Source organism: Nitrospira sp. Ecomares 2.1 (assembly GCF_965152585.1).
Genome location: NZ_OZ224219.1, coordinates 2,968,195 through 2,985,717 on the forward strand (window position 1 = coordinate 2,968,195; position 17,523 = coordinate 2,985,717).

Sequence of the window (17,523 nt, forward strand, 5' to 3'; positions counted from 1 at the left end):
TGTTTATTGTATTCCCTGTAGAATCTCCCAAACATACCTGAGAAGCCAGATAATACCCACGACCGTACCCACGACCACGAAAGCGATTCCTAACAAAAGGCTCACCACGAAAGCCCAATCCCCCACAGTTGAGACACGGCGATCCCTAGCGGCATATCGCTCCAACAGGTCAAGGTTTCTGACATTACTTTTAAACCAGATAGAAAACAGATCACCGAGAATGGGAATAGCCCCGATCATGCCGTTGATCGCAATATTGAGACTCATGCGAATCAAGACGATTTTGGGAAGCTGCGATTGAGCAGCCACGACAAGAATGAATGCCCCGGCGACACTCACGATGGCATCACCCACATAAGGAATCAGACCGATGATGGGATCCAAGCCAATCCGGATTGAAGTCCCCGGAATCGAATAACGCCGATCCAGCAAGTCCGCCAGAAACTTGGCAATTTCATTTTTTCGGGAATGTGGCACAATAAGGCTTCTGCTCCTTTTATTCCTGCAAGATTACATTTCTCAACCTATGAGGAAGATTCGAATTGATTTTCATTTCAACAGATTGGACGCCGAAATGTCATAGACGGATAAGCTGCCAAAATGAAAGAAATATCTAGTCAATGATTCGCAAAAAGGGATAGGTCCTGTCCTTTCCCCCATGATTGAACCCGACAGATTATGGAACATCATTTCGCAAAGCTGTTCCTACAGGAAACAGGGGATGTTGCCGCCTCTCAAAAAATGAGTTTAATTTTTCCAATTTTCCACAATCTTTGCCACCATTTTCCCATGAACAACCTGTTTCCTTGGATACGATGCTCTTCCATAGTTGGACAAAGGAAGGGGGCTGGTCTTTGGCAAAACCAGGCCCCCGTTGCACTTCCACATCATGGTCGACCATTCGTATTTCTATTGTTCCAAGTGGGATTCCTCCAGCAGGCCCCAATTAGTTAAGAAACCTCCTTTCACCGGTCTTTAGCCAGTCCTATAACTTTATTTGCTCCTTGGGGCATTGGTTGAGTTCATTCCTATTGAATCTCCCAACTCGGAGAGGTGGTGCCTGGAGAACCTGTTGAACCAACCGTAACTCCATTCATCAGCCATATTTCGACCTCACCTGAATTGGTATTGAACCAGGTAATATCGTCTTTCCCGCTACCATCCCGATCACTAACCTGGGCAATCTCCCATTCCAAGACCTTACCCGCCAAGGAACCCGTGTTCCCAATGGTGAGTCCATTCATCAACCAGAAAGCCAGCGCACCGCTACCGGTATTGCGCCAGATCAAATCAGCTGTCCCGTTACCATCGACATCCCCCACCCCGGCTACCTCAAAGGCCAAAATCGCACTACCTGGGACTCCGATCGACTGGACCGTAAGCCCGTTCATTAACCATATGGCCACCGCCCCGCTGTTACTATTCCACCAGATAATATCGGTTTTGCGATCGGCATTGACATCACCCAATCCGACAATCTTCCACACACCCGGGACACCGCCGAGGGATTTGGATGAAGCAATGGTTGCTCCATTCATCAGCCACACGACGACCACCGTGCTATTGGTGTTTTGCCATATGAGGTCTGCCGTGCCATTCCCATCCACATCTCCAATTTGCTCAAGCACCCAACCAGTGGGGACGGTGCCCGGGAAGCCGACCGAGGTGATGATATGCCCATTCATTAACCACACGGCCACCGTGCCACTGGTGCTATTGCGCCAAATGACATCAGCCTTGCCATCGGCATTTACATCGCCGATACCGACAATCTCCCAAACCGCAGAAACTCCTCCTGGAAAACGTGGGGAAGCAATGGTCGTCCCATTCATCAACCAAATGGCCGTCGCCCCGGTACTCGTATGGCGCCACACGATGTCAGCCTTGCCATCCCCATCCAAATCAAAGTCCGTCGTGCGGTTATGAATAAAAATATCCCGGAGTCCATTCGTGTCACCCGGGACAAGGTTGGTTGAATCGGAGAACAATCCGACTATCCGACCATCCTGACTGATGGCAGGATTACAACTAAAGTCATTGCCTTGCACCCCAGCTGTCGTCACACTCATCCTGGTGGTGGTGTTGGTCTGACGATCATGCACAAACACATCACCTTCGCCATTGGTATCGCCAGGAACAAGATTCGTGGCAAAAGAAAGAAATGCGACAAATCGTCCATCCCCGCTGATGGTCCCCTCTGAACTCTCTCCACCCCCTTGGAGACCACCACTTGCCACACTCACGCGCGTGGTCGTGGTTGTTTGACGGTCATGGACAAACACATCACCCACTCCATTGGTATCGCCAGCGACCAGATTCGTCGCATCCGACTGAAATGTCACATAGCGACCATCCGCACTCAATTCGGCATCCACACTCGCACCATTCACCTGCCCTCCGCCTGTGGCGACACTCACACGCGTCGTCACCCCGGTTTGTCGATCGTGAACAAACATATCTCGCACACCATTGGTGTCCCCAGGGACCAGATTCGTCGCATCGGATTCAAACGCAACCAAGCGACCATTCGCACTGAGAAATCCCGCTCGACTGGTATTATTCCCCTGGATGGCACCGGTGGCCACACTCACGCGGGTGGTCGCCCCTGTTTGCCGATCGTGAACGAACACATCCAAGACTCTATTGGTGTCCCCCGGCACCAAGTTAGTCGCAAAGGAGTGGAACGCCACGAATCTGCCGTCAGCACTCAAGGATGGAGTGAAACTATTGTTATTGGACTGGCCCCCGCCCGTCGCCACACTAACCCGGCTCGTCATGCCCGTCTGCCGATCGTGGACGAACACATCAATGGCCCCATTGGTATCTCCCGGAACAAGGTTCGTGGCGGCCGACCGAAATGCCAGATAACGTCCATTGGCACTGATGGCGGGGTCAAGGCTCTCGCCATTGGCCTGGTTTCCGCCCGTCGCCACACTTATGCGCGTGTTTTGTTGGGTTTGCCGATCGTACACGAATATATCTCGTACCCCATTGGTATCACCGGGCACCAGATTGGTTGCGGAGGAATAGTAGGAAACCAGTCTGCCATTCTCATTAAGGTCTGGAAGAAAACTCGTATTATTGGCCTGTAGATTTCCAGAGCTGACACTGACCCGGACCGTCTCCGCCCCATAGCTCAGTGTGGCAATGAATGCGAGCATCAGGATGATAATGCACGCAAGGAGCATTCGGTTGTACATTTTCATGTTCGTTCCTCCGGAGCCCATGAATGAATTTTGGGATAAAGCCAATCATGAAATTATTACTGCTGCGAATGACCAAGTGCAGCCTGCTCAAATTCCTATGCCACTTCATCGTTTTCACTCAACGCTACTTTCCATACGGAGCTACGTCATAAGATGTGCAAAAAGCCTAACTCAACTGACAAATAACTTCCACACATTTCCCATTTCCCTCATCGGGCTTTCGGCCCAATCATAATCCTACACTTTATTAATAGATAGAAATGACCGGTCTGCAGGCACCAAGGGCTATTGAGCCGGTTGCCCGCCAAAAAATCCATGCTCGCCATCCGGGTTGGTACGGGGTATTCTTCCATATCCCCCGGGCATGGCTTACCCCATATAGATAGACCAGCGATTCAGAGGAGGGGGCGAGCAGAGATAGGGCGTGGGAAGACAGCTCACCGGACCCACCCATACTTTTCGAGAAAAATTACATGCGGAGCATTTTGACTTTTCCGGCACTCCCGACGTACAAGATTCCATCACCATTTGCATGCACTTAGAAAAGGAGTCGCATATGCAGTGTCCGTGTCAGAGTGGAAAGACCTTTAAGCAATGCTGTGATCCTTTCATCACCGGAGTAAAACAGGCCGAAACGGCCGAGCAACTCATGCGGGCCAGATATTCGGCCTATACCCAAGTCCAGATGGATTTTATTGAAAAGACCCATGACCCCAAAACCAAACACGACATCGACCTTGAAGCCAATCGCAAGTGGGCGGAAACCACCAATTGGGCGGGTTTAGAAATTCTCGCCACGCAACAGGGTGGAATGGACGATGAAGCGGGCCTCGTCGAATTCAAGGCCACATTTAAAACAGAGGAAGGCCCTCAAATTCATCATGAACTCGCCGAGTTTCGGAAACATGAGGGAACCTGGTATTTCTCCGACGGCAAAAGTCCTGGAGTTCGAACGGTCGTTCGAACCGAGGCCAAGATTGGACGGAACGATCCGTGCCCCTGCGGCAGCGGGAAAAAGTATAAAAAATGCTGTGGGAATGCCTGAATCAGGAGAGGATTCGATATCGCGCTGCACTGTTTTATTTTATGAGGAACCCATTTCCCCAGCCGCCGACTGACCGACTCCGGGCCAGGTGGGTGACGGGCCTCCCCTTAGGTCGAAAATATTATGAAGTCTTCGCCGCACCCTGCCATAGCATATCGTAGCCAAGTTCTTTCGTCTCAGAACACATCGTAGCCAAAGCAGCGAATGTCTTATTGAACAGTTCATCGGCATGAGATTTTTCGTGATCCTCAAATGAACTCCAATAGGTCACAATCGCGTAATGGTCATCTGCGGTTTTTGATTCGCTAAGGGACCCTTCCTCAGAAACGAACCCGGAAAACTTGAACACCTGCCCGGCGATGAAGCCCCCTTTATCACCGCCATATTTTTCCTTGACGACCATGCACATTTCTCCCACGGCCAACTCCACCTGATCGAAGGTAATGCCGGGCTTCAGCTTGACGGTGTTGAACAACATTTTCGCCCCAAAGGGAAGCGTAATAGGACCAAACATGACACCCTCCTGGTGAGAGCACCCGCCTCAAAGCAGGTGCCTTTAAAAGGAATGATCAGACGAATCTTCTCGGTAGAACTCATCATCATAATAGCACCAAACTCATAGTACTCGCAGACCTCACACCACACGATTCTTCCCCAAACATTTCGAAGGCTGCATTCAACGATCGTCGACACATCAGCCAGACTCAACGGTCTCCTTTCAAATTGCATTGACAAAGACCGGGAAAACTTTGAGAATCCTGGCATTGGATTTACGCGGCTATTCATCGCTGGCGCCAGATCATCCACGCCATCACTTGAAAGGACGCACATCATGGGAAATGCCTACCGGGGTCGGAATAAACTGCGACGGCTTCAAAAACCCGCAGTCGACAAACCCATTGACGAACTCCTCAAAGGACTGCGACACAAGCCTTCAGCCTCGAGCAACAGCTCCTATCGGGAACAGTCACTCAAGATTCACGGGCTCATTTGTGCCAAATGCGCCAGAGAATTTGACCTTAAGACCAGACACCTTCTCACGGTGCACCACAAAGATGGTAATCACCATAACAATCCCCAGGACGGATCCAATTGGGAAAACCTCTGCGTCTACTGCCACGATGATGAACACAGCAGGGGCATACTTGGTGATTATTTACAAAAGGCGAAAGAGGACAAGCCTTAGTAAATCAGTCTACAATCCCTTAGCACACGAAGAGCACATGCTATTGGCTTAACGAATTGACGGAGAGGTTAATAATTCTATGCTGAGGAATGAATCACTAAAGGGGATACATGGCATTTATGTGGTCGTCGAGGACTTGGGACCGGAACTGAGAGGTGTATTAAACCGAAGTGAGGTGCGAAAACGAGTGGAGACACAACTTCAAACTGCAGGTATTCGCCTTGTCAAAGAACTCGAAGCCGCCAAACTGCCCGGAGAGCCCTATTTATATGTCAATATGGCGGCCCTGCCCTTAGGTCCCAAGCGCTATGCCTGTCGAATCGATCTTGAAGTCCACCAACTGGTGGCCCTTGTTCATAACTCCTCCACGGGACATGCGATCACCTGGGAACAAGGCGTCGTGACGGCGGGTGGGGTCAAAACCATTTTCAACAATTTTGATGAATTGGTTTTGGATTTCATTTGTGATTATTTGGCCATGAATCCCGACAACTAATCTAACGACTCAATCATTACCTACCGTTCTTTCATATCCCGTGCTCTTCTGCCAAGGCTCTTTCCCCCTTTCCCCAGTCTTCAGTCTCACACGTTGACCGGGCCTCGTCCATCCGACTCATTCCTGAATACCGGCACATTCGCGCTTCTACCAAACGCTTCAGGATCCGGAGATTTCACTGGTTTCATTGATAGATTCTCATGAAATTTGACCTCGACTGGTCAATCATGGGAAAAAGGCTATTGTTCAAATTTTTAGCCTAAAAGGAGAATGCTCATGGCAAAAGCGCGTGCCCGTCACATTTTGGTTTCAACAGAAGAAGCATGCAATAACTTAAAAACGCAAATTGAAAATGGAGGAGATTTTGCCGCCGCCGCCAAGGAACATTCCACCTGTCCATCAGGCAAGCAAGGTGGAGACTTGGGCGAGTTTGGCCCCGGTCAAATGGTCAAAGAATTTGATACGGTCGTATTTAGCGGCGAGCTCGGCAAAGTCCACGGCCCTGTCAAAACCCAGTTTGGCTATCATCTTCTTGAGATCACCAGCCGCACTCCATAAATCGTTCACTCTTCATAGGACAAGGGCATGGTCTCGTGGCTATGCCCTTATCTTATGGTTCCACCACCCTCAATCACAGTCACAAGCTTTGGGCCCAATCATGACTGCCCACACGTTCATGCAACAGATGCCAAGGCCAAAGGTATTCCCGGCTTCCTTCAGATAGGGAAAGGTTTGGCATCAAGATTCCCCTTGATGTAGACTCCAGTACATCATTGAACAAGCAGAAACTCTGTCACATGTACTGATTATGCCAAGCGAACACCAGCCTTCAAAATCCACGCAATTTAAAAAGCTCCTCTTGTCTCCCCAGCTTGAGTTTATCTGTGAAGCCCACAATGGGCTCAGCGCCAAGATCGTGGAAGAAGCGGGATTCCATGGCATCTGGGCGAGCGGTCTCTCCATTTCAGCTCAATTCGGCGTGCGGGATAATAACGAGGCAAGTTGGACTCAGGTCCTGGACAATCTGGAATTTATGTCTGACGCGGCTCGCATTCCGATACTCCTTGATGGAGATACTGGCTACGGCAACTTTAATAACATGCAGCGTCTCATTCGTAAATTGGAACAGCGGCATATCGCGGCCGTGTGCATTGAAGACAAGTTGTTTCCAAAGACGAATAGTTTTCTCAAGGGTGACACGCAGCCCATGGCCGACATGGAAGAATTTTGCGGAAAAATTAAAGCCGGAAAAGATGCCCAATCAGATCCGGATTTCTGCATCATCGCCCGGGTTGAAGCGTTCATTTGCGGATGGGGACTGGCTGAAGCCTTGCGGCGGGCAGAGGCCTATCGCCAAGCCGGGGCTGATGGCATCCTGATTCACAGCGCACTGGCAGTGCCTGAGGAGATTCTGGCATTCAAACGGGAATGGAGCAATCGATCACCCGTGGTGATTGTGCCGACAAAATACTACTCAACTCCAACCGATGTGTTCCGGCAGCATGGCTTTTCCATGGTCATTTGGGCAAACCACATGCTCCGCGCCGCCGTCGCCACCATGCAAACGACGGCCCGCGTCCTCAAGGAACAAGAAAATCTGTTATCAATTGAGGATCACATTGTGCCGGTCTCAGAAATCTTTCGTCTGCAAGGTGCCGCTGAACTCATGGAAGCCGAGCAACGCTACCTTCCGAAAAGCGCCGACCGGGCTTCAGCCATCGTCCTGGCCGCCTCCCGTGGAGATGAGCTGGGGGAACTGACGGAAGACAAACCAAAAACCATGGTGAACATTCGCGGAGTTCCGATCTTATCACACATTGTGGACGCCTATAACACGGTAGGAATCAAAAACATTGCCGTTGTCCGAGGATATAAAAAAGAAGCCGTGAATCTTGTAAATCTGACCTACGTGGATAACAATGACTTTGCCACAACCGGGGAATTAAACTCGCTCTTCAAAGCGCTTCAGGTAAAAGGCAAACACGAGCAAGACATCATCATTTCCTATGGGGATGTCCTATTCAATTCCTATATCCCGCAAGCGCTTCTTCAAGAAAAAGATGACTTTGTGATTTTTGTGGACAGTGACTGGCGAGGCAAAACAAGTTATACCAGGCTTGGGGGATTTGCCGAATGCACCGCTCCAAATTCCCGAAAAGCCTTTAACGCCCAGATTCATCTCAAACAATTAGGCAGGGCAGTTCCTTCGAACATGATTCATGGCGTGTGGATGGGATTCTTTAAAGTCTCGGCTCAGGGTGTGGCGCAATTACATGAAATCCTTACCGAACTTCTTGCCGACCCGATTCACAGGAAAGCTGGAATGGCAACCCTGTTCCAGGAATTATTACGAAGAAATTATTCGATAAGGGTTCTCTATACCGTCGGGCATTGGCTGGACATTAACAGCCTGGATGATGTTGTTGAGGCCGGAAGCTTTTAATGAGGATTGGAGAACCTTCTTCAATTGTGTTGAACAATAACATGCTCGGTAATTCCCACAAAGGAAGCCCTCACAATGAAACTTTCAGATCTCTCTCAGAACGAATTCAAAGAACTGGTGAATAGTATGGTGGACGACCGGCTATGTGAACTGCTGGGCGATCCGGATCTTGGCCTGGCCCTTGACGATAAGGTGCGCGCGCAGTTGAAACAGGTCTTGGAGTCCAAGGAACGGGTGACAGGAGACAACGTCGCCGAACGCCTCGGAATCCGCTGGTGACATAACATGGCCTGGTATCGTGTCAGCTATCTGCCCTCAATTCTGGACGATCTTCAAGCAACCGACCAGAGCATGGCTCAGCGTCTGTTGGATAAGACCAAGTGGCTGGCCTCCAATGTTGCCAATCTTCGGCATGAACCTCTGCACGACGACCTCCCCGGTCTCATCCAATACGCGGTCGGTGACTGGCGCATTCTCTATTCCATCGACCGGGACGAGCAAATTGTCCACATTTATCGAATTGCGACCAGAAAAGAACTTTACGCCGGTCGCACGGCGCAGCAGCAGTCATGAATCGGTCTGAACAGATCGAATACGAACTTACCAAGGCTGCCAAGGGGCTCCAGGATGGGAACGTTGGTTTGGCCAGAGTGTGCGCACGACGAGCCGTGGCACTGGCCTCGCAGCATTGGGCAGAGGAACGCAATCTTCCGACCTGGAAGGGAGATGCCATGCATCACCTTCGTCAGATCCAAGGAGAAAAGACATTACCTGTATCTGTGAGAACTGCCGCGCAACGACTCCTGACTAAAGTGACCGAACAAACTCAGTTGCCCATGACCACGGATCCCATCACCGACGCGCGCATCATTCTTGATCATCTGAATGCACAGAATTGAACCCAGGTCATCGGAAAACCACCCAGGTTCTCAAGCATTCCTTTCTCCACTCGTCGAGCCCCTGTGTGTTGATACCATTCAACATAGTTTGCACAAGTCCCTTAGTTTCATTAGGAGGTTTCGACTTCAGTTCCTGTTCCTGACGATCATTGTCATATTGACCGACCCCCGGCTACTCATGGGAGCGCCTTCCCCCCAATTCATCATGGAAGCCCCGGAATCGTTGGAACCAGTAGCTGCCCAACTGAAAGAAATCAATCCACAGTCTCTTCAGCGCATGATGGACTTTATGGGGCTCCAACACCCCGGGCCACCGATTCGAGTCATATTGGCGCCAAACGGATCGCCCGTTGCACAGGAAGCGCCAGCATGGATGTCTGGTTACGCAGTGAGTGGGGCTTCCACCATTGTGCTCCTCACCGACCGGAGTTTGACTTACCCGAATAATTCACTCAATGATGTCTTCTTGCATGAAATCGGCCATATCCTGGCCCATCGGGCAGCCGGAGAACACCCTCTGCCCCGGTGGTTTGATGAAGGATTAGCGATGATGACCGCACGAAGGTGGGATTTAGAAGATCGAGCCAGATTAGTCTGGGCGATGGTTTCAGACACGCAAATTTCTCTGAATGATCTCAACACCCTCTTCGTCAAAGACGAGGGCTCCGTCCGACGGGCCTATGTCCTGGCCTACGCCTTTACCTTAGACCTTCTGGAACACACAGGCCAGGATACCCCCAAACGGATTTTGGCAAAAGTTCGACAAGGCATCCCCTTTTCTGAAGCCTTTGCTCAAACCACCTTTATGTCACTCAGACAAGCAGAAGAACAGTTCTGGAGCCGGCAGACGCTCTGGAGTCGCTGGATCCCGGTGGCCACCAGTTCCGGAATGGTCTGGCTCGCGATCACCCTCCTGGCCTTTTGGGCGTTTACCAGACAGCGGAAAAGGGCCGCAGCCATTAAGAGACAATGGAAAGAAGATGACTTCGATCTATGATAGGCTCTATCACGGCCCTCACATCGGTCTTCTTGACCGATTCGGCTTCGATTGAGAGGTGAGAATGCAATTTTACAGGCATTTCCCTTTCTTTCCGACTGATACCGAAGGAAATTAACCATATTCTCAAGCACACTTCGTCAACGGGAATTTTTTGAATTCATGAATGTTGCAGGGTTTCGGCCCGGCAGCCCAAGTCCTTTTGTTTCGGCAAAAGGACCCAAAACCATTGACGCCCCGTCCGGCCTCATAAGAGTGGACGGACGCAAACTTGGGGAGGGCGGACCAACTCGCCGGGCTCCAACAAGGTCCGCCGGTTCATGAGAGCGTCCTCCCTTTGGCCAGCCGGCAGGCGTCACAGCAGCGGCGAGGGAGACACACGGATAAAAAGAGGTCTTTGGAAAGTAATTGGAATCACTATACATTATCAGGCAACAAAGATAGCCCGTCTTGAAATCTTCCCTACACCTTGAAAGGAACATTCCCATGGCTCAAAAACTTAAAGACAAAGTGGCCGTCGTTACCGGTGGAAACAGTGGTATTGGTTTGGCCACAGCCAAATTATTTCAGGCCGAAGGAGCAAGGGTGATCATTACGGGAAGAAGGAAAGAGGCCGTGGAAGCGGCAGTGAAAGAAATTGGAGGAGCAAGTGCCGGTTTCGTATCGGATACCGGGAATCTCAATGACATCGCGGATTTATATCAACAGATACAGAAGACGGCGGGAAGGATCGATGTTCTCTTCCTCAATGCCGGTATTGCGATCTTTGGCCCATTTGACACCGTAGACGAAGCCACATTCGATAGGATGGTCAATGTCAATTTCAAAGGCCTGTTCTTCAATATTCAAAAAGCCTCGCCGCTTCTGAATGAAGGAGCGTCGATCATTATCAATTCGTCCATCGCGGATCAGAAAGGATTTCCTAATTCCAGTGTCTATGGCGCAACCAAAGCGGCCGTTCGGAATCTGGCCAGAACCCTGTCGACTGAATTTCTTGAGAGAAAAATCCGGGTCAACGCTCTTGCCCCCGGACCAATTGATACACCTATTTTTGAGAAAGTGGGCGTTCCTGCAGAAGAAGTTCCAGGCATGAAAGCAAGCTTTGGTGATCAAAACCCCATGAAACGAATGGGTACCTCAGATGAAGTCGCCAAAGCCGCGTTGTTCCTGGCATCAGATGATTCATCCTATATCACGGGAATTGACCTCACCGTGGATGGAGGTGCCACACAACTATAGTTTTCCCAAGGAATATGGCGACCAACCAGGGAATCGATCAATATCTTGGCCCTGACAGGGATGATCTCTTTCAAGGAGGGGCCGGAAAGGATTTTTCAGTCAGAAAGATAGAGACTCCCATGGCTCAGCAAATCGAGGAGTAAGGAATCATGTCCTTCCGACGAGACGTATTGATCCGAACTAATCATGCGTTCGGCGCACAAGGTTTTTACCAGATCGGTCAGGAGCGATCTGCAGGTATACTGACGTCCATCAACAAATAGCCAAAGATTCTTTCCATGTTCATGGAACGCAAAGCGTGAGCCTTCATTTTTAACAAGCTTGCCTCCCTTCGCAAGATGGGTACGAATATCTTCCAAACGGTGTTCCTCCGGCGGCACCTCTTCATCCTGGTATTTCGGAGAGGTCATATAACAACCAAACCATTGAGCCAGCTTGTCCTCATCCTCGACATACTGGGTAAAGATTTTCTGGACTTTCTTAACCGCCTCGAAAGTAATCTGGCCTGGATTGGCTTGAGGAGCCAGATCCGGATCCGCATAGCGAACCTCTTCGCTCAGCGCTTCTCCCACCGACTCGGAATAGTCAAGCAGGATATCCCGATGAGACGGCGCGCGAAATCCCACAGAACAGGTCATGCAATCCTCACCCACGGCAATTCCGTTATGTCCCACACGCGGGGGTATATAAAGGAGATCGCCGGGCTCCAATATCCACCGTTGCTCCGGTTTCCATTCGGACAAAATCTTGACCGGAACATCCGAACGACGAGGAGATGTTTCATCATAGATGCCACCCACTTCCCATTGCCGACGACCACTGACCTGCACTAAAAACACATCATAGTTATCATAATGCGGACCGACACCACCCTTGTCGCCGGAATAGCTGATCATCAAATCATCAACCCGCCAACTGGGAATAAAATAAAATTGCGCAAGAAAGTCAGCGGCGGCCGGCACCCAATGATCCACAGCCTGGACCAACAAGGTCCAATGCGTGGTTGGCAGACTGGTAAATGGCGCATCAGTAAACGGGCCATGGGTGAGTTCCCATTGGTCACTCGTAGGATCTTGAACAATCAGCCTCGATTCGACCTCCCCTTCGCAAGCGAGACCGGCCAATTCATCAGCCGCAATCGGCGGCTTGATCCCGGGCAAGGCCTGCCGAATCAACAACGGCTTCTTCTGCCAATAATCTTTTAGAAACGTCTCAAGTGAAAGATCACCTAGAGGGAGAGTTTTCATATTTTCATATCTTTCACCATTTCAACATGAGGAATGCCATCTTCCAAATACACCTCCGATACCCGAAAAAATCCATATTTTGAATAGAACGCTTGCAAGTACTCTTGTGCAGAAATTCGAATAGGAGTCTTAGGCCAACAACCAGATATCTCCTGCAAGGCTGCTTGTAACAGTTGATGCCCAATCCCCTGCCTACGGAAATCAGCCTTTACCACAACCCGCCCAAGATTGACTTCGGGATACCGCAGACTAGGCGGAAGAATCCGCGCATAGGCGATTAGTTGCTCACCCTCTTCACGACCCGAAAGATGCCTGGTCTCTGGATGTCGGTCATACTCATCCAAATCCCGATACGCACATTTTTGCTCCACCACAAACACATCCACCCGCAACTGCAATACGTCATACAACTGTTGGACAGTCAAGTCTTTAAAAAACGTAGAGTTCCACTGAATATTTACCATAGAATGGAATCATCTGAATTCATTAGAACCAATCCCATTAATATGAATAGGTAGACCTTTTCACAATTAACTCACGTCGGTCACAAATGTCCCCACATAAGCTATACACAGAGAAAGCCGTGCTGAATAGATGCAACTCTTTCGAAATGATTAAGCAGTGCATTGAATTAGGCGCAATTAGCAGACTGCCCAATTCGCTTACATTTGGCTTTAGTCTAGCTATGTATTGATCTGCCCCTAAACCAAAACCACCAAGTGATAACCATGAAAGCCATATAAGAAGCGAATATGCGTATTAGACCTCCCTCATGCTCTTCCACTTCATGAAGACCATTTGATTCTGTAGTGATTTTCACCGTTTTTGATGTTAAAAGATCAGGTTTAATAAAGAGATAAGTTCTGGAATATTGTTTGTGTGAACCATAGGTGTTGGAATGAAAGCCTGACAATAAGACAATTTCATTTTTGTACTTTGATAACACCTGCTCTGATGGTGGCCAAGGGCTCACAAAGTCATAAAGTACTACCAATGGCCACAAAATCAGAAAAAATGGCGCCAAATATTTGAATCCGTCTCTTAATATATTTAGGATTTTTTTCATTTACATCGAAATGGTCTACTACACATCACGATGTGCCATAAGGCAACGGTGAAGAGGATAATTGAAAAATATATACTCCTAATTGACATCGTGGAAAAGTGTCGCGATTAAAAATATTAGGAGCCAACCCTTATCACAATGCTCCCTTGTCCTTCTAACAAGGAATTCGCTGCCTAAGTTTCAGCATAGGATTCGGCTACTGTTTTTATTTCTAATGAAATTTTCATTCGATTGAGAAGCTCATGAAGTCGATGCAACTATTCGGCATTATTTCCCATAACGTTTGGTATTTATAAAATCTTAAATTTTGCATTACAAAGGCTAGCCAGTCGGAACCCACCGATGCACTTCATCGACCCGCCTGACTCAATTATTCATCTCGTAACATGTGGATGAAGAGGCCATCCCGGAGTTTGGGTTCGAACCAGGTGCTTTTGGGAGGCATGACGCGATCCGCATCGGCAACCGCCATCAATTCCTCAACGGTTGTCTGATACAACCAGAAGGCGACAGCCCAGTCCCCACTATCCACCAACTCCGCAAGTTGTTGGGTTCCGCGAATGCCGCCCACAAAATCAATCCGTGGATCGGACCGTTGGTCTTTAATGCCTAGCAAGGGATCCAACACCCGCTCTGTCAATTCTGAAACGGCTAGTGCACGCACCGGGTCCTGCTGACTATTCAACGACGGATCCTGTTTGGGCTTTGCCCGATGCCATTGCCCTTCCAGATACATATCGAAACCGGCGGCAGGTGGTTTGCCTGGCTGCGCAGTCACTTGCAATTCAAAGTGCAGGGCTAATTGATCGAGTAACTCTTTTGAAGTGAGTCCATTCAAATCCCGAACGACACGGTTGTAAGGGAGGATTTGTAATTGGTCATGTGGAAAGATGACTGCCAAAAAACCCTCTTCGTGTTTTCCAGCGGGCAATGCGCTGGAGTGGCCACGTAAGGAACGAACCCGACTAGCCGCCGCCGACCGATGATGGCCATCCGCTATATATAATGCTGGAAGATCTTGGAAGTCCTTGATGACCTCTTGAATGGCGGATGGATCTCGCACACTCCAGACCGTATGCCCAATTTTGTCCTCAGCGACAAAATGCACATCCGGCGTCGTACTTGTTACCCCTGTTAACCATTGATCAATTTTGGCCGTCTGGCGAAAAAAGAGCAGAACCGGACCTGATTGCGATTCATGAGTTTCAATAATTTTCACTCGATCGGCTTCCTTGACCGGCCGGGTATATTCGTGCTTCTTGATGAAACCCCGGTCGTATTCGTCGACGGACGCCAAGGCCACAATGCCGGTTTGCTCATGCTGCCCCCACTTTTGTCGGTAGATCCCCAACAGTGGTTGTGATTCTTGAGCCAACACGCCATCGTTGATGAGCTTCCGGAGATTGTCAGCCCCTCGTTGATAGACCTCGGCGGAATACGGGTCGACCCCATCACCAAGCTCAAGTTCTGCCCGGCCAATTCGAAGAAAACAATGGGGGTTTCCATCCGCTAAATCACGCGCCTCTTGCAAAGAAACTACATCATAGGGAGGAGCCGCTACTTGACTCGCTAATTCAGATTTGGGCCTTACAGCTCGGAACGGCGCAATAGTCGCCATACGGTCATTCTCCTTTTTTAAATGGATGCTCGAAAGTATTTCAAATGAACCACGGCTATTGTCCGCAGAGCCGGATCCCCGCATTCATTAGTCGCAAGGGTAAACGATATTATTGTGGCCGGGCAACGTATTTACGTAAATTGGCAGGAAAGAAATTGATAACCGGAGACGGCAGTCGAGAATGAACTATTGGCCGATATACCATCCAATACCCGAGCGTTCCAAATAGCTCGTCAGGAGAAAGAATGAATTGGTATAGAGGAGACCGCCGACTGCCACCAGTAGCAATCCACTCATGATGGAGAGCGGTCTAACATAGTTCCGGATCTGCCGGAAATGGGTCAAGAACCGATCGAGCCATACAGCGGTAACAAGCAGGGGAAGTCCAAGACCAAGTGAGTAGAACACGAGGAGGGCCAGTCCATCAGCAGCGGTATCCGTGGTGCCGGCATACAATAAGATAGACGTGAGGATAGGACCCACGCACAGGGGGTCCAGCCTACGGCAAAGGTGACCCCGATGAGAAAAGAACCCAAATAGCCTATCGGGCGGCTCTGAAAATGGAGCCGCCTTTCTTGAGACAAGAAACCAAAATTGAACAGCCCCAACACATACAGACCAAACAGGACAATCAGCCCTCCTCCGATCTTTCGCAGATAGTCCTGATAGTTAAACAGCCATTGGCCGAACAGACTGGCCGAGAGGCCAAACGCGATGAAGACGACCGAAAACCCTCCGATAAATAACAGGGAATTGACAATGATTGTCTTCCGAACGTGGTGCCGACCCGTGGGAGCTCTGAGTTGGTCAATGGAAAGTCCCGTGATATATGAGACGTAGGACGGCATCAGAGGAAGCACGCAAGGGGAAACAAATGACAGGAGCCCGGCTCCAAATGCTGAAAACAAGGTGATCTGAGAAATTTGTGTGACGGATTCCATCATGAGCCTTCTGTCCGTGAAAAACCGAATGGCCCTCTAACGGGGCTTCGTGTTATTCCTTTAAACCGTTGAGAAACTCCTGGTACTGGGGATTCCGGTTGATCCCTGCACCACGATGGGCAAGGATCATTTCCCCTTGTGCATCCATCACCACAAATGTCGGGGTGGCATTGACACCGAATGTTTGCGCCACGACGTTATCCCGATCATAGGCCGTGGGATAGACAAAGGTATCGGGGTTGGATGTGACATATTCTTCCACATGGGCCAGACTGTCTGAGAAGGCAATGGTCAAAACCTGGAGCTGATCTGGTTTGTTGCCTTGATAAAATTTTGCGAGTATCGGTAATTCCATTTGGCAATACCGACACCATGGCGCCCAAAAAACAAGAAGGGCAGGACGACCATGTAAGGAAGCCTTGCTGTAGATATGACCATCAAATGCCCGGAGTTGAAATTCCGGAGCCGGCACGGATGGACCGCCGGTAGCTGCCAGGACACCGAAGACAAGACTCAGGGTGACCATCATGAATCCGGCCACCCCGCCTCTAATTGCCCCGAACCACCGTCCCCGGTGGGAGCCTGAGAGGCTCCCACTGTATGCGGTATTTTTTTGTCTCATTGAGATACAAAATCTCATCCGCATATCATCTCCTTACGGTTTGATATACACATAGCCTGCGCGTTGAAGATCGGCAATGCGCTTCACGGCAACCGGATGCTCGGTGGGTGTGAATCCGGCCACCAATTTCTCAAGCGGTGTCCCATACAGTTTCATCGAGACCTGACACATTTCGGCCTTGATACCCTTGTCAATGACCACCTTCAATTTATCTTTCAACTCCTGATCGACCGTATCGCTTTCAAATAACTTCAAGGCCGGACCATGCACGACCAGCACCAGGTCAATTTTGTCCGGTCCGCCTTCGGCTTCGATATGTTTGTTAATCAAGGCCATCGCGTATTTGGCGAGAGCCGGGTCGTTACTATCCAGGTGATACAACACTTTCACTTTGTCCTGGTTCGGAGTCTTATCTGCCAGAACCAAACCGGGACTCAAAATAAGTCCATACACACAAGCAAACACTAACGTCGAGAGCATCAGAAAGGGTTTAGGAATGAAATTCGGCATGACGGCCT

General features: G+C 49.7%; 20 protein-coding genes. 10 read left to right on the forward strand and 10 right to left on the reverse strand.

The annotated features are described in order from the left end of the window. Nucleotides 1–3: 3 nt before the first annotated feature. Complete coding sequence (locus tag ACWHYD_RS13035; RefSeq protein WP_447962463.1) at nucleotides 4–477, reverse strand: DUF4112 domain-containing protein; 474 nt, start codon at nucleotides 475–477, stop codon at nucleotides 4–6. A 551-nt stretch (nucleotides 478–1,028) separates the two neighbouring features. Further along, nucleotides 1,029–3,206 (reverse strand): FG-GAP-like repeat-containing protein, encoded by a 2,178-nt coding sequence (locus tag ACWHYD_RS13040; protein WP_447962464.1) that lies wholly within the window; start codon nucleotides 3,204–3,206, stop codon nucleotides 1,029–1,031. A gap of 556 nt (nucleotides 3,207–3,762) precedes the next feature. Here ACWHYD_RS13040 and ACWHYD_RS13045 point away from each other — a divergent pair. After that, the gene (locus tag ACWHYD_RS13045; protein WP_447965874.1) at nucleotides 3,763–4,251 is read left to right on the forward strand and encodes a YchJ family protein; all 489 of its coding nucleotides are present in this window, start codon (nucleotides 3,763–3,765) and stop codon (nucleotides 4,249–4,251) included. A 121-nt stretch (nucleotides 4,252–4,372) separates the two neighbouring features. Here the strand turns inward: ACWHYD_RS13045 and ACWHYD_RS13050 are convergent, their stop codons facing one another. Further along, the gene (locus ACWHYD_RS13050; protein WP_447962465.1) at nucleotides 4,373–4,765 is read right to left on the reverse strand and encodes a hypothetical protein; all 393 of its coding nucleotides are present in this window, start codon (nucleotides 4,763–4,765) and stop codon (nucleotides 4,373–4,375) included. Between the two features lie 318 nt (nucleotides 4,766–5,083). Here ACWHYD_RS13050 and ACWHYD_RS13055 point away from each other — a divergent pair, with 318 nt between their 5' ends. The 9 genes from ACWHYD_RS13055 (at nucleotide 5,084) to ACWHYD_RS13095 (ending at nucleotide 11,511) form a co-directional block, all read left to right on the forward strand. Further along, nucleotides 5,084–5,437: a YajD family HNH nuclease gene (locus ACWHYD_RS13055; RefSeq protein WP_447962466.1), complete on the forward strand. Its 354-nt coding sequence runs from the start codon at nucleotides 5,084–5,086 to the stop codon at nucleotides 5,435–5,437. A 79-nt stretch (nucleotides 5,438–5,516) separates the two neighbouring features. Beyond that, the gene (locus ACWHYD_RS13060) at nucleotides 5,517–5,933 is read left to right on the forward strand and encodes a hypothetical protein (RefSeq protein ID WP_447962467.1); all 417 of its coding nucleotides are present in this window, start codon (nucleotides 5,517–5,519) and stop codon (nucleotides 5,931–5,933) included. Between the two features lie 276 nt (nucleotides 5,934–6,209). Next, complete coding sequence (locus ACWHYD_RS13065; RefSeq protein ID WP_447962468.1) at nucleotides 6,210–6,491, forward strand: peptidylprolyl isomerase; 282 nt, start codon at nucleotides 6,210–6,212, stop codon at nucleotides 6,489–6,491. A 250-nt stretch (nucleotides 6,492–6,741) separates the two neighbouring features. Then, nucleotides 6,742–8,376, forward strand: a complete 1,635-nt coding sequence (gene aepX / locus ACWHYD_RS13070) for a phosphoenolpyruvate mutase (protein WP_447962469.1) — start codon at nucleotides 6,742–6,744, stop codon at nucleotides 8,374–8,376. Nucleotides 8,377–8,451: 75 nt separating this feature from the next. Beyond that, the gene (locus ACWHYD_RS13075; RefSeq protein WP_447962470.1) at nucleotides 8,452–8,655 is read left to right on the forward strand and encodes a hypothetical protein; all 204 of its coding nucleotides are present in this window, start codon (nucleotides 8,452–8,454) and stop codon (nucleotides 8,653–8,655) included. Nucleotides 8,656–8,661: 6 nt separating this feature from the next. Further along, nucleotides 8,662–8,949, forward strand: a complete 288-nt coding sequence (locus ACWHYD_RS13080; RefSeq protein ID WP_447962471.1) for a type II toxin-antitoxin system RelE family toxin — start codon at nucleotides 8,662–8,664, stop codon at nucleotides 8,947–8,949. Further along, a complete protein-coding gene (locus tag ACWHYD_RS13085; protein ID WP_447962472.1) occupies nucleotides 8,946–9,275 on the forward strand; it encodes a hypothetical protein in 330 nt (109 codons plus the stop codon). The genes ACWHYD_RS13080 and ACWHYD_RS13085 overlap by 4 nt, the downstream gene beginning before the upstream one ends. 178 nt (nucleotides 9,276–9,453) lie before the next feature. Continuing rightward, nucleotides 9,454–10,272: a hypothetical protein gene (locus tag ACWHYD_RS13090; protein WP_447962473.1), complete on the forward strand. Its 819-nt coding sequence runs from the start codon at nucleotides 9,454–9,456 to the stop codon at nucleotides 10,270–10,272. A 486-nt stretch (nucleotides 10,273–10,758) separates the two neighbouring features. Then, nucleotides 10,759–11,511: an SDR family oxidoreductase gene (locus tag ACWHYD_RS13095; protein ID WP_447962474.1), complete on the forward strand. Its 753-nt coding sequence runs from the start codon at nucleotides 10,759–10,761 to the stop codon at nucleotides 11,509–11,511. Between the two features lie 95 nt (nucleotides 11,512–11,606). Here the strand turns inward: ACWHYD_RS13095 and ACWHYD_RS13100 are convergent, their stop codons facing one another. The 7 genes from ACWHYD_RS13100 to ACWHYD_RS13130 form a co-directional block, all read right to left on the reverse strand. Then, nucleotides 11,607–12,758, reverse strand: a complete 1,152-nt coding sequence (locus ACWHYD_RS13100) for a JmjC domain-containing protein (protein WP_447962475.1) — start codon at nucleotides 12,756–12,758, stop codon at nucleotides 11,607–11,609. Continuing rightward, on the reverse strand, nucleotides 12,755–13,213 hold the full coding sequence (locus ACWHYD_RS13105) for a GNAT family N-acetyltransferase (RefSeq protein ID WP_447965875.1): 459 nt from the start codon (nucleotides 13,211–13,213) through the stop codon (nucleotides 12,755–12,757). The genes ACWHYD_RS13100 and ACWHYD_RS13105 overlap by 4 nt, the downstream gene beginning before the upstream one ends. 981 nt (nucleotides 13,214–14,194) lie before the next feature. Then, complete coding sequence (locus ACWHYD_RS13110; RefSeq protein ID WP_447962476.1) at nucleotides 14,195–15,442, reverse strand: DUF1015 domain-containing protein; 1,248 nt, start codon at nucleotides 15,440–15,442, stop codon at nucleotides 14,195–14,197. Nucleotides 15,443–15,628: 186 nt separating this feature from the next. Further along, nucleotides 15,629–15,850 (reverse strand): hypothetical protein, encoded by a 222-nt coding sequence (locus ACWHYD_RS13115; protein WP_447962477.1) that lies wholly within the window; start codon nucleotides 15,848–15,850, stop codon nucleotides 15,629–15,631. After that, nucleotides 15,784–16,386 (reverse strand): cytochrome c biogenesis CcdA family protein, encoded by a 603-nt coding sequence (locus ACWHYD_RS13120; RefSeq protein ID WP_447962478.1) that lies wholly within the window; start codon nucleotides 16,384–16,386, stop codon nucleotides 15,784–15,786. The genes ACWHYD_RS13115 and ACWHYD_RS13120 overlap by 67 nt, the downstream gene beginning before the upstream one ends. A 49-nt stretch (nucleotides 16,387–16,435) precedes the next feature. Then, nucleotides 16,436–17,005, reverse strand: coding sequence for a TlpA family protein disulfide reductase (locus ACWHYD_RS13125; protein WP_447962479.1), 570 nt, complete (start codon nucleotides 17,003–17,005; stop codon nucleotides 16,436–16,438). Nucleotides 17,006–17,038: 33 nt separating this feature from the next. Beyond that, nucleotides 17,039–17,515 (reverse strand): DsrE family protein, encoded by a 477-nt coding sequence (locus tag ACWHYD_RS13130; protein ID WP_447962480.1) that lies wholly within the window; start codon nucleotides 17,513–17,515, stop codon nucleotides 17,039–17,041. Nucleotides 17,516–17,523: the final 8 nt, after the last annotated feature.

What these genes read in the sequence shown, in the direction of transcription:
- ACWHYD_RS13110 (WP_447962476.1), bottom strand. Translation starts at nt 15,442, where the DNA reads ATGGCGACTATTGCGCCGTTCCGAGCTGTAAGGCCCAAATCTGAATTA.
- ACWHYD_RS13100 (WP_447962475.1), bottom strand. Translation starts at nt 12,758, where the DNA reads ATGAAAACTCTCCCTCTAGGTGATCTTTCACTTGAGACGTTTCTAAAA.
- ACWHYD_RS13095 (WP_447962474.1), top strand. Translation starts at nt 10,759, where the DNA reads ATGGCTCAAAAACTTAAAGACAAAGTGGCCGTCGTTACCGGTGGAAAC.
- ACWHYD_RS13060 (WP_447962467.1), top strand. Translation starts at nt 5,517, where the DNA reads ATGCTGAGGAATGAATCACTAAAGGGGATACATGGCATTTATGTGGTC.
- ACWHYD_RS13130 (WP_447962480.1), bottom strand. Translation starts at nt 17,515, where the DNA reads ATGCCGAATTTCATTCCTAAACCCTTTCTGATGCTCTCGACGTTAGTG.
- ACWHYD_RS13050 (WP_447962465.1), bottom strand. Translation starts at nt 4,765, where the DNA reads ATGTTTGGTCCTATTACGCTTCCCTTTGGGGCGAAAATGTTGTTCAAC.
- ACWHYD_RS13090 (WP_447962473.1), top strand. Translation starts at nt 9,454, where the DNA reads ATGGGAGCGCCTTCCCCCCAATTCATCATGGAAGCCCCGGAATCGTTG.
- ACWHYD_RS13045 (WP_447965874.1), top strand. Translation starts at nt 3,763, where the DNA reads ATGCAGTGTCCGTGTCAGAGTGGAAAGACCTTTAAGCAATGCTGTGAT.
- ACWHYD_RS13055 (WP_447962466.1), top strand. Translation starts at nt 5,084, where the DNA reads ATGGGAAATGCCTACCGGGGTCGGAATAAACTGCGACGGCTTCAAAAA.
- ACWHYD_RS13085 (WP_447962472.1), top strand. Translation starts at nt 8,946, where the DNA reads ATGAATCGGTCTGAACAGATCGAATACGAACTTACCAAGGCTGCCAAG.
- ACWHYD_RS13125 (WP_447962479.1), bottom strand. Translation starts at nt 17,005, where the DNA reads ATGAGACAAAAAAATACCGCATACAGTGGGAGCCTCTCAGGCTCCCAC.
- ACWHYD_RS13080 (WP_447962471.1), top strand. Translation starts at nt 8,662, where the DNA reads ATGGCCTGGTATCGTGTCAGCTATCTGCCCTCAATTCTGGACGATCTT.
- aepX (WP_447962469.1), top strand. Translation starts at nt 6,742, where the DNA reads ATGCCAAGCGAACACCAGCCTTCAAAATCCACGCAATTTAAAAAGCTC.
- ACWHYD_RS13120 (WP_447962478.1), bottom strand. Translation starts at nt 16,386, where the DNA reads ATGATGGAATCCGTCACACAAATTTCTCAGATCACCTTGTTTTCAGCA.
- ACWHYD_RS13040 (WP_447962464.1), bottom strand. Translation starts at nt 3,206, where the DNA reads ATGAAAATGTACAACCGAATGCTCCTTGCGTGCATTATCATCCTGATG.
- ACWHYD_RS13065 (WP_447962468.1), top strand. Translation starts at nt 6,210, where the DNA reads ATGGCAAAAGCGCGTGCCCGTCACATTTTGGTTTCAACAGAAGAAGCA.
- ACWHYD_RS13075 (WP_447962470.1), top strand. Translation starts at nt 8,452, where the DNA reads ATGAAACTTTCAGATCTCTCTCAGAACGAATTCAAAGAACTGGTGAAT.